This is a genomic window from Kitasatospora sp. NPDC056783 (genome assembly GCF_042789895.1).
Taxonomy (GTDB): Bacteria; Actinomycetota; Actinomycetes; order Streptomycetales; family Streptomycetaceae; genus Kitasatospora.
In genome coordinates, this window is record NZ_JBHUAF010000217.1 from 1,386 (window position 1) to 14,142 (window position 12,757).

The following is a 12,757-nucleotide window of genomic DNA, read 5'->3' on the forward strand; positions in this document are numbered from 1 at the left end:
GACCCGCACCACCTCTCCGGCCCGGCTCGCGCTCGGCCGCCAGGTCGGCGATCCGGCGGCCCTCGACCGCGCGGCGGGCCGGGGCGGCGGCCACCGAGATGAGGTCCCAGCCGCCGTTGCCGACGGTGTTCTCCCAGCCCCCGACGCCGTTCGCGATGTCCGCCCGGACGCGGTCCCGCACCTCCTTGGCGCGCAGCCGTTCGAGCAGCGCGGCCGGGCCGCCCTCGCTGGTCCACGGCGGCAGCATCGCGTGCAGCACGGTGCTGCCGGCGGTGTACGGGTAGACGTCGCAGAGCACGTCCACGCCGTCGGCGCGGGCCTGCTCCAGGCGCGGCAGGGTGCGCAGGGTGGCGCCCCAGGCGTGCCGGCCGGCGGTCTTGTGGTGGGAGACCTGGAGCGGGGCGCCGGAGCGCACCGCGATCTCCAGCGCCTCCTCCAGGGCCTTCTCCACCTGGGACATCTCGTCGCGCAGATGGGTCACGTACGGCTTGCCGTGCCGTGCCGCGACCTTGGCCAGGGCGACGATCTCCTCGGTGTCCGCGTAGACGCCGGGCGGGTAGATCAGCCCGGTGGAGAGCCCGGCCGCGCCCTGGGTCAGCGCCCGGTCGAGCAGCTCGCACATGGCGGCCAGCTCCTCGGGGGTGGGCGGGCGGTCCTCGAAGCCCATCACGCCGGCGCGCAGCGTGCCGTGGCCGACCAGCGAGGTGATGTGGTTGCGGCGCAGTTCGGGCCGCTGGCCGGCGGCGAAGGCGTCGAAGTCCTCGGCGGGCCGCACCGGGCCGAGGCCGAAGGAGACCCGCAGGTGCTCGGCCAGGTCGGGCAGCCGGGCGGGCAGCCCGGGGAACAGGCTGATCCCGCAGTTGCCGCTGATCTCGGTGGTGACGCCCTGGAGCAGCGGGGCCAGCCGCAGTCCGTCCAGGTCGTCGCCGTCGGCGTGGGTGCCGCCGCGCAGCGGGGCGGCGAGCGCGTCCGAGTGGGTGTGGACGTCGATGAAGCCCGGGGTGACGACCCGTCCGGTGACGTCCAGGGTCTCGGCCGCGGCCACCGCGCTGCCGGGCGGCAGCACGGTGACCCGGCCGTCCGCGACGGCGAGGTCGGCCGGGCGGGCGGGCGCCCCGGTGCCGTCCACCAGGGTGGCGCCGCGCAGCAGCAGGTCGACCGGGGTCGAGGTCACGTCCGCTCCCATCAGAGCACCGTCGAGAGGAAGGCCCGGGTGCGGTCGTGCCGCGGGGCGGTGAACAGGTCGGCCGGGTCGCCGGCCTCCACGACGGCGCCCTGGTCCATGAAGACGACCCGGTCGGCCACCTCGCGGGCGAAGCCCATCTCGTGGGTGACGACGATCATCGTCATGCCGCTGCGGGCGAGGTCGCGCATCACGCCGAGCACCTCGCCGACCAGCTCCGGGTCGAGCGCGGAGGTCGGCTCGTCGAAGAGCATCAGGGTCGGTTCCATGGCCAGCGCCCGGGCGATCGCCACCCGCTGCTGCTGGCCGCCGGAGAGCTGGGCCGGGTAGTGGTCGGCGCGGTCGGCCAGGCCGACCCGGGCGAGCAGTTCGCGGGCCTGGCGCTCGGCCTGCGCGCGCGGGCGGCCCTTGACCGCCGTGGGGCCCTCCATCACGTTCTGCAGCGCGGTGCGGTGCGGGAAGAGGTGGAAGCGCTGGAAGACCATGCCGATCCGCTCGCGCTGGTGGCGGATGTCGCGCGGCCGGCGCTCGCGCAGCTTGCCGCCGTCGGTGCCGTGCGGCTCGTAGCCGACGAGCTCGCCGTCCACCTCGATCCGCCCGGCGTCGATCTTCTCCAGGTGGTTGAAGCAGCGCAGCAGCGTGGACTTGCCGGAGCCGGAGGGCCCGATCACGCAGAGCACCTCCCCCGCCCGGACCTCCAGGTCGATGCCGCGCAGCACCTCCAGGTCCCCGAAGCGCTTGCGCACCTTGCGGGCCGACAGGACCACCTCGGTGGCCGGCTTCTCCAGGTCGGTCGTCGTCACTTGCCCTCCCCCTTCTTCTTCACGCGCTTCTCCGCTCCGCCGCGCCCGGGCCGCAGGTTCGCCAGCACCCGGCGGTGCAGCGCCGGCGGGGCGCCGGCCGGGTTGAACCTCCGCTCCACCGCGTGCTGGGCGACGCTCGCGATGGTGGTCAGCACCAGGTACCAGAGCGAGGCCACGATCAGCAGCGCGATCACCTCGAAGTTGGCGAGGTAGAGGTGCTGCGAGACCGTCATCAGGTCGGCGCCGGCGATCACCGAGACCAGCGAGGTGGTCTTCAGCATCGAGATGAACTGGTTGCCGAACGGCGGGATGATCACCCGCATCGCCTGCGGCAGCACCACCCGGGTGAGGATCTGCCGGTTGGACATGCCCAGCGAGGCGCCGGCCTCGCGCTGCCCCGGGTCCACGCTCTGGATTCCGGCCCGGACGATCTCGGACATGTAGGCGCCCTCGTTGATCGACAGGCCGAGCAGCGCCGCCACGAAGCCGGTGATCAGGGTGTTGGACTGCCAGCTGATCAGCTTGGGCCCGTCGAACGGGATGCCGATGCTGATCTCCGGGAAGAGCAGCGCCAGGTTGAACCAGAAGATCAGCTGGACCAGCAGCGGGGTGCCGCGGAAGAACCAGGTGTACGCCCCGGCGGTGGTCCGCAGCACCGGGCTGTCGGACAGCTGCATCACCGCGATGACCACGCCGATGACGATGCCCACCACCTGGGAGATCAGGGTGAGCTGGACGGTCACCCAGAGCCCTTCCAGGATCACGCCGTCGAACTGGTACTTGGCGACGATGTCCCAGTGCAGGTTGGGGTTGACGATGACGGTCCAGGCGAGCCAGACGGCGCCGAAGGCGGCCGCCAGCACGGCGAACCAACGCGCCGGGCGGGGCCGGCCGGTCACCTCGAAGGCCAGGTCGTCGTCGGGGGTGCCCGCGGCGGAGGCGGTCCGGCCGGCCGGGGCGGGCATCGCGGGGTCTCTCATGTCGGTGCTCATCTCGTCGGTGCCGGCCGTTCTCACTGCGCCGCGTTGACGGTGGCGCGCTCCACCGCGCTGCCGCCGACCTGGTAGGCGTCCAGGACCTTGCGGTACTCGCCGCCGTCGATCAGTTCCTGGAGCGCCTTCTGCACCGCGTCGCGCAGCCCGGAGTCCTTCTTCGCCACCGCGATGCCCCACGGCGCCGTCCCGTACTGCTCCGGCAGCACCTCGTAGGAGCCGCTGTTCCGCACGAACATCTGCGCCACCGGGTAGTCCACGATGGTGGCCACCGCCCGGTCGCTGTCCAGCTGGAGCAGCCCGGTCGGGGCGTCCTCGCTCTGCGAGATCGCCATCTTGGTCTCGCACTTGCTGTTCTGCTGCTCGCCGATCTCCAGGTTGGAGCTGCCCTTGGCGAGGACCACCTTCTTGCCGCAGAGGTCCTCCAGGGACCTGATGCCCTCGGGGTTGCCCTTCTTCGTCATCACCACGCCGCCGGTGCGGAAGTAGTCGACGAAGTCGACGGCCTGGCGGCGCTGCGCGCTGTCCGTCATGGAGGACATCACCAGGTCGTAGCGGCCGGCCTGGAGACCGGGGATCAGGCCGTCGAAGGAGGAGTTGGAGAGCTCCAGCTTCAGGCCGAGCTTCCCGGCGATGGCGGCGGCGAGGTCCGGGTCGACCCCGGTCAGCTCGGTGGTCCCGGTCTTGTACATCTCCATCGGCGGGTAGCCGACGGAGGTGGCCACTCTGAGCACGCCGCTCTGCTTGGTCTTGGCCGGGAGCAGTTCGACGGCGCTCTTGCCGGCGTTCTGCGCGGCCTGCGCGCCGCCGGCGGCCGGGGCGCCGCCCTGGTCGGAGCGCCCGCAGGCGGTGGCGGCCAGCACGACCAGGGACAGCGCGGCCAGACAGCGAAGGGAACGGGGGCGGTTCATCGGCTACTCCCTCGGGCGGTGACGGTGCGCCGATGCTGGCAGCCTGGTCCGGGTGAACGGAAGATGATGAAGCCATTGCCGCCTCACCAACGATTTTTGTACGGCTGACCGCGTTGTCCTGCGGAGTTCCCGCCGCGCCGGGTCAGCCCGCGAGCCACGGGGCTTCGGGCACCGTGGCGTCCGGCTGCCGTCCGGTGACGTCGATCGTGGTCGGGGTGCCGAGGCCCGTCATCCGCATCGTCACCCGGCGCAGCCCGCCGTCCCCGTCGACCCAGTAGGTCAGCGGCGAGCGGGCGCCGTCGGGCGCGGAGCCCTGGGCGCGCGGGCCTGCGAAACGGTCGTAGCTCCGGCCCTCGATCCGGTCCCGGCCCAGCCGGCGGGCCCCGGACTGGGCGAGCAGCAGCGGGTTGTCGGGGCGGTCCGCGCCGAGCTGCACCAGCAGGTTCAGCCCGGCGTCCAGCGGGTCCGCCGTGTAGCCGCGCGGCGACCAGCCCTGGCGCGGGATGTGCTCGGCCTGCTGCCAGGCCGGGGCGTCGCTGGCGACGGGGGCGGGGGTGCCGGCAGCGGCGCCGTCCTGATCGGGGGCCAGCCCGAGGCCGCCGGTGTCCCAGACGATCAGGCCGTGGTCCAGCGGTCCGTTCGCGCCGGTGCTCCGGTAGCGGCCCACGCCCCGGTGGTTGCGGTAGTCGACGATCCCGTCGACCCGGATGCTGACGCCCCCGCCCTCGTCGGCCGTGAGCGTCACCGCCACCGGGCTCGCCTGGTACAGGTTCAGCCTGGACAGGGCCAGCCGGCCCGCCTCGTCCGTGGTGACCGGGCGCTCGGTGGCCTCGTCGGAGACCGAGCGGTAGACGGCCAGGCCGCCCGCCGCGGTGCCGCACACCACGATCGCGATCAGCGCCTTGAGCCAGCCGGCCCGCCGGGGGCCGCGGCCGTCGGCCGTCGTCTTGCGGGGCATGCAGCCTGCTCCTTGCCTCGGTCGGTCATGACGGTTCGGTCGGTCATGACCGTTCGGTCGATCATGACAGTCGGGCGGGCCCGGGGACCCGTGGTCCCGCGAACCCGCCCGATCAGGGCCCGGTACCGGTCTCCCGGCACCGGGCCCACCTGCGAAATCGCCCGCCCGGTGCTAGCCGCGCAGGGCGGCCTTGCGCCTACGGACCACCAGCACCAGCGCCGAACCGAGGGCGATCGCCGCCGCCGCACTCGTCAGGGCGATCGGCATCCCTTCGCCCGCACCGGTGTTGGGCAGGTGCCCGGACGCCGGAGGAACCGGGGCCGGCGGCACCGGAGCGGCCGACGTCGGCGCCGGGGCCGGCGTCTCGGTCGGGGTCGGAGTCGGCGTCGGGGTGGGGATCAGCTTGTTGACAGCCGTCACCTCCACGCCCTTGTCGAGGTTCTCCGAGGTCAGCTTCAGCGGCCCGAAGACGGTGACCTCCGGCGCCTGGTAGCCGTCCGGCGGGCTCACCTCCTGCCAGTAGTACTCCCCGGGCACGCCCCGGCCCTGGCAGATGCCGTCGGCCCCGGTCACGCAGGGCTCACCGACCTTGGTGTCGGGCTTGTCGCCGGTCGGCTGGAGCCCGTCGGTCCCGTTGGTCTCGTGCCACAGCTGGAACTTGGCACCGGCCAGCGGCTTGCCGTCCTGGTCGTGCTTGACCAGGCGCAGCGCGCCCTCCTGCTGGCTGAAACCGAAGTCGTAGGTGTGGTCGTCCTCGCCGGGGCCACCGGTGGTCAGTGCCCGCTCGGGGTACTTGCCGCCCTCCGGGACGATGCCCTTGGAGTCGATGAAGTGGTTGTCACCGACGTCGTGCGCGGTCGGCACCCACTGGAAGAGGGGGCCTCCCTTGGCGTAGTCCGCCGGGTTGTCCAGCCTGATCGTGTACTTGGTCCGCGGCTTGAGGCCGCCGTCGACGTCGCTGTCGTCGAAGTAGTACTCGCCGCGCTCGGTCGTCGTGGTGGTGCCGACGAGCTTCCCGGACTCGTCGTACAGGTGGACCGTGGCCCCCGGAACCGGCTTCTGGCCGGGCAGTTGGAGGCCGCTGCGCTCGGGGTCGTACCAGACCCGGTTGCCGATCTGGAGCGGGGCCTGGTCGCAGAGGACCTCCAGGTCGCCCATCGCGGCGCCCTTGCCGAACGGCGGGGCGCCCGGGGCGGTGTTCAGCCGCACGCCGCCGTCCGCCTTGCCGTCGCGCTTCTGGAAGGCGCTGCCGTAGCCGTAGGCCCGGCTGTCGCTGTCGTAGCCCGAGACCACGATGGAGTCCTCGGCCTTCGAGAACGCCATGCCCGCGTTGGCGGGGTTGTTGTGGCCGATCCGGGCGTTGTCGAAGAACCGCTGCCCCCGGGCCTTGGACCCGCAGCCCAGGTTGGTGTCCAGCACGTACGTGCCGTTCTCCGGGCAGGCCTTGAGGAGGTCACCGCCGGGCAGGACCTTGGCCACCACGTTGCCCGTCGGGCTGGCCGCCGACTGGTCGCCGAAGCGGTCCCGGAAGGCGAGCAGCATCGAGCCGTCGGTCTCGAAGGCGATCTCGGCCACCTCGGGCTCGGGGTTGGCCATGTAGTTGTCCCCGCAGGCCTGGCCGTTCTGGCTGGTCGGGAAGGTGTCCTGCCACGGGAACCAGCCGGTGCCCGGGCACGGCCCGCCGACCGTGGTGCCGCGCGGGTAGTCGAGCGGCTGGTTCAGCACGGCCGCCTTGAACTCGCCGGTGGACAGGTCGAACGGCAGCACCACGGCGCGCAGGTCCGAGGCCTTGCCGGTGGACTCGCCCGAGCAGACGCCGCCGAGGAAGCCGACGCCGTCCTGGATGCCGAGGCCGTACGGACGCCAGTCCCCCGGCGCCGGGCAGCCCGGGTTCGGGATGTCGTAGGCGGCCTTGGGCGCGGACGCCGTCGCCACGGTGGCGTTGTAGCGGTAGAGCTTGCGGTCGTGCAGGTTGACGACGAAGAGGTCCTTGCCGTCGTCGGTGACCTTGATGCCGCCGAGGCTCTCCTTGCCCACCGGGGCCAGGAAGGCGTCGTCGTTGCCCGCGGTGTGCGGGGTGGTGCCCGCGTCCGGGACGGTGGTGAACAGCGAGGTCTTCTTCTGGTCCACGTCGGTGACGTAGATCCCGCCGGGGCCACCGGGGCCGTACGCGGTGCTCCGCTTGGCCTGGGCGGCGGAGAACACCCGCCGGTCGGCCCTGTTCCAGGCGATGCCGTACAGGTTGCCGGTCTGCCCGGCCGTGGCCAGGTCGGTCACCGCGACGCCGGCGCCCGCCGTACCACGGGAGTTGTACGGGAACGACAGCAGCGTGTGCTGGGCGTCGCCCTCCGCGGGCGGGTTCTGACAGGTCGACACCAGCGGCGCGTTCTTCTGGCAGTAGTCGCCGGGGCTCCAGAGCCCCGTGGTGAGCTCGACCGACTTGCCGCCGGAGAGGTCGACGAACTCCTCGTTGGAGCTCAGCCGGTTCGGCGCGCCGTCCAGGCCCTGGCGCGAGGCGAAGGCCGGGTAGAGCACGCCCGGCTTCGGATTCACCACCTGGACGCGGTACTTGCCGCCGGTCAGCTTGCTGCCGGCCGGCGACAGCGTCAGCAGGCCGTCGGCCGCCGTGGTGCCCTCGACGCCGACCCCGGCGGCGTCGGTGAGCGTCACCCGCACGCCCGCCATGCCGTGTTCCAGCGTGGGCGACCACAGCCCGTCGGTGTCCACGGCCCGGATCACCCGGACCGTCACCGTGCCGTCGCCGGCGGCCGGGAAGGCCGAAGGCGCCGCCACCAGCGAGGAGGCGCCGAGCGCGACGGCCAGGGCCGCCGCACCGCCCGCGGTGCGGCCCAGCCCACGCTGTCGTCGACGGCCCGGGCCGCGCGCGACACCGGCCGTTCGTTCACTAGTCGTCGTCATCCCTGCTCTCATTTGTCAGTTGGGCCTTCCGCCCGACCTCGTGAGGGAGTTCGTGAGTGGCGAAAAGCCGCCATTGTTAACGGGAGCTTAAAGGGCCTTCACACAAGTTCGCCAGGAAACCAGGAACTTTGACGGAACATCAGGAGTTACGAGACCGTTCCGGCCCCTGTCCCGCCGCGCCCGCCGTCGGCTGACCAGCACCTACCCGGCAGACCGCCTCCGACCAGCGCCGAACACCCCGCCGACGGTCGAACGCGGTTCCCGCACCGGGCATGCACACCCGGCCCGACTCGCCCACCCCACCGACAACTTGTGCCACAGCGGGCCACCCGGTGACACCGGCCGCGGGACGCACTGGCAGGATGGCGGGATGCGCATTCTGGTCATCGGCGGCACCCGGTTCATCGGCCTCCATTTCGCCGAGGCGGCACTCGCCGCCGGACACGAGGTCACGGTGTTGCACCGCGGCCGCTCGGGCGCCGGACAACTCCCGGGCGCCACCCACCTGATCGCCGACCGGGACGCCGACCTGTCCGCGCTGCACGGCCGCGACTGGGACGCCACCGTCGATCTCTGCGCCTACTTCCCGCGCCAGGTGCGGGAGTTGTCAGCCGCCCTCGACCCCGGCAGGGCCGGCCGCTACCTGCTGGTCTCCTCCCTCTCGGTGTACGACGTCCCGGCCGCCCCCGGCTACACCGAGGACTCCCCGCTGCTGCCGGCCGACGGCCCGGAGGCCGAGGAGGTCACCGTCGACACCTACGGCACCCTCAAGGTTCAGTGCGAACGCGCCGCCCGGCAGGCCTTCGGCCCGGAGACGCTGCTGGTGCGCCCGACGTACGTGATCGGCCCCCGGGACTACACCCACCGCTTCGACCACTGGGTACGGCGCCTCGCCCGCGGCGGCGAGGTGCTCGCCCCCGGCCGGCCGGACGCGCCACTCCAGGTGGTCGACGTCCGCGACCTCGCCGCCTGGATGCTCGCCCTGCTGGAGCGGGGCGCCTCCGGCGCCTACCACGCGGCCACCCCACCGCCGTTCGGCCTGGGCGACCTGCTCGACGCCGTCGCCTCGGCGGTCGCCCCGCCCGGCACCACCCTCACCTGGGTCGACGAGGAGTTCCTGCGCGCCGCCGGCGTCCCGGAGCGCGCGCTCCCGCTCTGGCCCGCCGACCCCCACACCCGCGCCACCAGCACCGCCGACCCGGCCGCCGCCCTCGCCACCGGCCTCCTCCTGCGCCCGGTGGCCGAAACCGCTCGCGACATCCGGCCGTTCGAACCCCAGCCGGACACCCTCACCCCCGAGCGCGAGGCCGAACTGCTCGCCGCCTGGCACGCGCGGCAGGCCTGACGACCGCTCAGCCACCGGCGCGGGAACGACCGCCGCCCCCGCAGCAGCCGGTTCGGCCCCGGCCCGGACATCTCCCGGGCCGGGGCCCACGCGGTGCTTCCCATAGCCGCGCCGGCCGCGGACCGCTATCCGTTTCCGGCGCACGACAGCGGACGGAAACGGATAGGCCCCCCTCGCGAATCCCACCAGACTCAAGGGCACCGGAGAACGTCCGGTTCACCGAACGAGAGGCAGTGGGATGAAGAAGAAGCTGGCAGCCGCCGCCCTGGCCGCGGCCACCCTCGGCACCGTGCTCCTCGGCGCCGCCGCCCCGGCCATGGCGAGCAGCGGCGGCTGCGCCATTGGCGACGCCTGCGTGTACTACAGCCCCGACAATCAGGGAGCCTTCTTCGGCAAGAGCGAGGAGGGCAACTACGACGGCAACTTCGGCGGCGGCGGGGCGGGCAACGGCCAGCCCGTGATGAACAACGCCGCGTCCGTGAGGAACATGAGCTACACCAACCACCTCCGCGTGTGGTACCGCGAGTACAGCGTCCGCAACAGCGGGCCGTACCAGCTCATCATCCGCAACACCTCGGAGAACCTGGGCTCGGTGGGGTGGAACGGCGGCAGCGTCAACATGCGCAACAACAACCACTCGCAGAGCTGGGAGCCCGCGCACTAGCCCTGACCGAGTGCCGGACCCCCGCCCCACCGGGGGTCCGGCGCCCGTCCGGCCGTCACCGACCCACCGCACGACCATGAGCCGGTCCCGAGGAGCCCCGCCATGACGTCCACCCGCCGCCGTTCCCGGCCGGCCTTGCTGCTGATCCCCCTGGTCCTCGCGGCGGGCTGCGCTTCCGGCCGCGCCGCCGCCCCGGCCCCTCCTTCCGCCCCCGCCGCCTCCTCCGCCTCCCTCAGCCCGATGGCCCCACCGCCGATCGGGGACGTCCCCCGGCTGAGCCAAGTGGCCGACAGGACGCTGCCGATCGAGGCCTACCTGTTGAGCCGAGAGGACCTCCGGCAGTACGACGCCGCGCAGACCGCGCTGGTCACCCGTTGCGTCCGGGGCTTCGGCCTGGACTACACGCATCCGCCCGGCGGAACCTCGTCCGAGACCCAGACCACCCACCGGTACGACCCGGTCGAACTCGCCGACGTCTCCGTGAACGGCTACCACTCGCCCGATCCGTCGGGCGGGAAGAAGCCCGGCAGTGAGCCCTCGCTGAGTGCCGACATCATCACCGCGCTCGGCAGCGGCCTCGGGCCGAACGGGAAGCCCGACTCAGGGTCGCCCTCCCCCTTCCGGGGGAAGGCGCTGCCGCCCGGCGGGTGCATCAGTGCCGCGCAGCAGGAACTGATCGCTCACGGCGGCACCGGCCGGGACGCCAAGGTCGCGGTGAGCATCAACTACGAGGGGTTCGAACGCTCGGGCGCGGACCCCCGGGTCAAGGCCGTCTTCCAGGACTGGTCGCGCTGCATGGCGGAGCGCGGTCACACCTACGCCACGCCCGACGACGCCTTGAAGGACCCCCGGTGGGGGGCGAGCACCACGCCGTCCGCCGAGGAGATCGCCACCGCCACCGCGGACGTCCAGTGCAAGGAGCGGACCAACGTGGTCGGGGTCCGGTTCACCGTCGAGACCGCCTACGAGAACGAGCTGATCCGCCTGCACCAGACGGAGCTCACCGCCGCCAAGGCCGGCAACGACGCCATGCTGGCGACCGCCCGGGCCGTGACCGCCGGGTCCTGACCCCGAGGCGCGTCAGCCCGCGAGCGGCGGGTTGAGCCGGGCGAAGGCCTCCTGCCGGCGGTAGGGGAAGTACGGGTACGGCGCGGTGCGGGCACTGGCCGCGTCCAGCCGGGCCACCTGCTCCTCCGTCAGGGACCAGCCGACCGCGCCGAGGTTCTGGCGCAGCTGCTCCTCGTTGCGGGCGCCGATGATGACCGAGGAGACGGTCGGGCGGCGCAGCAGCCAGTTGATCGCCACCTGGGGGACGGTGCGGCCGGTCTCGGCGGCGGTCTCCTCCAGCGCGTCGACCACCCGGTACAGCAGCTCCTCCTCCACCGGCGGACCGTAGTCGGCGGTGTCGTGCAGCCGGCTGCCGTCCGGGAGCGGCTGCCCGCGGCGGATCTTCCCGGTGAGCCGGCCCCAGCCGAGCGGGCTCCAGACCAGGGCGCCGACGCCCTCCTCCTCGGCGAGCGGCATCAGCTCCCACTCGTAGTCGCGGCCGACGAGCGAGTAGTAGACCTGGTGGGCGGCGTAGCGGGGGCGGCCGTGCCGGTCGGCGAGGGCGAGGGACTTCATCAGCTGCCAGCCGGAGAAGTTGGAGACGCCGGTGTAGCGGATCTTGCCGGCCCGGACCAGGTCCTCCAGGGTGGCGAGCACTTCCTCGATCGGGGTGCTCGCGTCGTAGGCGTGCAGCTGGAACAGGTCCAGGTAGTCGGTGCCGAGGCGGCGCAGCGCGTCGTCCACGGACCGGACCAGCCGGGCGCGGGAGGTGCCGGCGTCCTGCGGCCCCTCGCCGGTGGGCAGTCCGGCCTTGGTGGAGATCAGCACCTGGTCGCGGCGGCCCTTGAGCGCCTGGCCGAGCACCTCTTCGGAGGCGCCGTCGGAGTAGACGTCGGCGGTGTCGAAGAGGGTGACTCCGGCGTCGATGGCGATGTCGAGCAGGCGGCGGGCCTCCTGTTCGTCGGCGGTGCCCCAGGCCCCGAACAGCGGGCCGCGTCCGCCGAAGGTGCCGGTGCCGAGGCTGAGCGCGGGCACCGTGAGGCCGGACGCGCCGAGCCTGCGGTACTCCATGTCGGTGGTGGTCATGACGGTTCTCCCCTCGAAGCCCCTAATGGGACTCACGTTCCGTTAAGATGCCTTGAACCTAGCAGACTCCTCTCGGCTAATGGAACAGGAATCCCGTTAATGGTCGTCGAGCCCTCCCGCCCCGAGCCGTCCCCGCCCGAACCCGGCGCCACCGAGACCGCCGCCACCGAGACCGCCACGCCCGGCACGGTCCGCCCCGGCGGCCGGACCGCCCGGGTGCGCACCGCCGTGCTGCGCGCCGCCGAGGACGCCCTGGTCGAGCACGGCTTCGCCGGCCTCGACCTCGCCGACATCGCCCAGCGGGCCGAGGTCGGCCGCACCACCGTCTACCGCCGCTGGGGCAGCACCACCGCCCTGGTCGCGGACCTGCTCGCGGACATGGCCGAGCAGTCCCTGCCGCGCACCGACAGCGGCTCCCTCGCCGGGGACCTGCGGGCCAACGCCCGGCTCGTCCAGCGCACCCTGGCCGACCCCCGGCAGGGTGCGCTGTTCCGCGCGGTCATCATGGCGGCGACCTGCGACCCGGACGCGGCCGAGGCGCTGCGCCACTTCTACCAGCGCCGGGTCGAGGAGTGGGCGCCGTGCGCCCGCGCCGCCGTCGAGCGCGGCGAACTCCCGCCGGACACCGACGGGTTCGAGGTCGTCCGGGCCGTCTCGGCGCCGCTCTACTACCGGATGCTCACCACCGGGGAGCCCCCGGACGAGGCCGCCGCCGACCGCGCCGCGGCAGCCACCGAGGCGGCGGCCCGGGCCGGGGCCTACCGCCGCCAGGACGGCTAGGCCCCCGTCCGGCCGGTCCTGGCGGATCGGACAGGACCCAGGAACGCGAACGGCCGCACAGCGCGGAGG

11 protein-coding genes are annotated in these 12,757 nt (G+C 73.2%); 4 read left to right on the forward strand and 7 right to left on the reverse strand.

The genetic code is table 11. The features are described 5' to 3' along the window. The 6 genes from ACFRMQ_RS26235 to ACFRMQ_RS26260 form a co-directional block, all read right to left on the reverse strand. The coding region (locus ACFRMQ_RS26235; RefSeq protein ID WP_380733093.1) for an amidohydrolase family protein at positions 1-1,186 on the reverse strand (1,186 nt) is incomplete at its 3' end. Next, a complete protein-coding gene (locus tag ACFRMQ_RS26240) occupies positions 1,186-1,986 on the reverse strand; it encodes an amino acid ABC transporter ATP-binding protein (protein ID WP_380733094.1) in 801 nt (266 codons plus the stop codon). The genes ACFRMQ_RS26235 and ACFRMQ_RS26240, both read right to left, overlap by 1 nt. Next, positions 1,983-2,966, reverse strand: coding sequence for an amino acid ABC transporter permease (locus ACFRMQ_RS26245; protein ID WP_380733095.1), 984 nt, complete (start codon positions 2,964-2,966; stop codon positions 1,983-1,985). Before ACFRMQ_RS26245 ends, ACFRMQ_RS26240 begins: the two co-directional genes overlap by 4 nt. A gap of 32 nt (positions 2,967-2,998) precedes the next feature. After that, on the reverse strand, positions 2,999-3,889 hold the full coding sequence (locus ACFRMQ_RS26250) for an ABC transporter substrate-binding protein (protein WP_380733096.1): 891 nt from the start codon (positions 3,887-3,889) through the stop codon (positions 2,999-3,001). Positions 3,890-4,031: 142 nt separating this feature from the next. Further along, positions 4,032-4,847, reverse strand: coding sequence for a hypothetical protein (locus tag ACFRMQ_RS26255; protein ID WP_380733097.1), 816 nt, complete (start codon positions 4,845-4,847; stop codon positions 4,032-4,034). Positions 4,848-5,018: 171 nt separating this feature from the next. Then, a complete protein-coding gene (locus ACFRMQ_RS26260; RefSeq protein WP_380733098.1) occupies positions 5,019-7,766 on the reverse strand; it encodes an SdrD B-like domain-containing protein in 2,748 nt (915 codons plus the stop codon). Between the two features lie 370 nt (positions 7,767-8,136). On the opposite strand from ACFRMQ_RS26260, the gene ACFRMQ_RS26265 reads away from it, so the two are divergent. The 3 genes from ACFRMQ_RS26265 to ACFRMQ_RS26275 all read left to right on the forward strand — a co-directional run bounded on the left by ACFRMQ_RS26265 (position 8,137) and on the right by ACFRMQ_RS26275 (position 10,843). Continuing rightward, positions 8,137-9,111 (forward strand): NAD-dependent epimerase/dehydratase family protein, encoded by a 975-nt coding sequence (locus ACFRMQ_RS26265; RefSeq protein ID WP_380733099.1) that lies wholly within the window; start codon positions 8,137-8,139, stop codon positions 9,109-9,111. A gap of 238 nt (positions 9,112-9,349) precedes the next feature. After that, complete coding sequence (locus tag ACFRMQ_RS26270; protein ID WP_380733100.1) at positions 9,350-9,775, forward strand: hypothetical protein; 426 nt, start codon at positions 9,350-9,352, stop codon at positions 9,773-9,775. 102 nt (positions 9,776-9,877) lie between these two features. Beyond that, positions 9,878-10,843: a hypothetical protein gene (locus ACFRMQ_RS26275; protein WP_380733101.1), complete on the forward strand. Its 966-nt coding sequence runs from the start codon at positions 9,878-9,880 to the stop codon at positions 10,841-10,843. A 12-nt stretch (positions 10,844-10,855) separates the two neighbouring features. On the opposite strand, the gene ACFRMQ_RS26280 is transcribed toward ACFRMQ_RS26275, so the two are convergent. Beyond that, on the reverse strand, positions 10,856-11,893 hold the full coding sequence (locus ACFRMQ_RS26280; RefSeq protein WP_380733104.1) for an aldo/keto reductase: 1,038 nt from the start codon (positions 11,891-11,893) through the stop codon (positions 10,856-10,858). 114 nt (positions 11,894-12,007) lie between these two features. Here ACFRMQ_RS26280 and ACFRMQ_RS26285 point away from each other — a divergent pair, with 114 nt between their 5' ends. Beyond that, positions 12,008-12,688, forward strand: coding sequence for a TetR/AcrR family transcriptional regulator (locus ACFRMQ_RS26285; RefSeq protein ID WP_380733102.1), 681 nt, complete (start codon positions 12,008-12,010; stop codon positions 12,686-12,688). The last annotated feature ends 69 nt before the right edge of the window (positions 12,689-12,757 follow it).

Bases quoted from the DNA above. Each gene is read 5' to 3' on its own strand.
- ACFRMQ_RS26245 (WP_380733095.1), bottom strand. From the start codon at position 2,966: ATGAGAGACCCCGCGATGCCCGCCCCGGCCGGCCGGACCGCCTCCGCC.
- ACFRMQ_RS26250 (WP_380733096.1), bottom strand. From the start codon at position 3,889: ATGAACCGCCCCCGTTCCCTTCGCTGTCTGGCCGCGCTGTCCCTGGTC.
- ACFRMQ_RS26255 (WP_380733097.1), bottom strand. From the start codon at position 4,847: ATGCCCCGCAAGACGACGGCCGACGGCCGCGGCCCCCGGCGGGCCGGC.
- ACFRMQ_RS26260 (WP_380733098.1), bottom strand. From the start codon at position 7,766: ATGACGACGACTAGTGAACGAACGGCCGGTGTCGCGCGCGGCCCGGGC.
- ACFRMQ_RS26265 (WP_380733099.1), top strand. From the start codon at position 8,137: ATGCGCATTCTGGTCATCGGCGGCACCCGGTTCATCGGCCTCCATTTC.
- ACFRMQ_RS26270 (WP_380733100.1), top strand. From the start codon at position 9,350: ATGAAGAAGAAGCTGGCAGCCGCCGCCCTGGCCGCGGCCACCCTCGGC.
- ACFRMQ_RS26275 (WP_380733101.1), top strand. From the start codon at position 9,878: ATGACGTCCACCCGCCGCCGTTCCCGGCCGGCCTTGCTGCTGATCCCC.
- ACFRMQ_RS26280 (WP_380733104.1), bottom strand. From the start codon at position 11,893: ATGGAGTACCGCAGGCTCGGCGCGTCCGGCCTCACGGTGCCCGCGCTC.
- ACFRMQ_RS26285 (WP_380733102.1), top strand. From the start codon at position 12,008: ATGGTCGTCGAGCCCTCCCGCCCCGAGCCGTCCCCGCCCGAACCCGGC.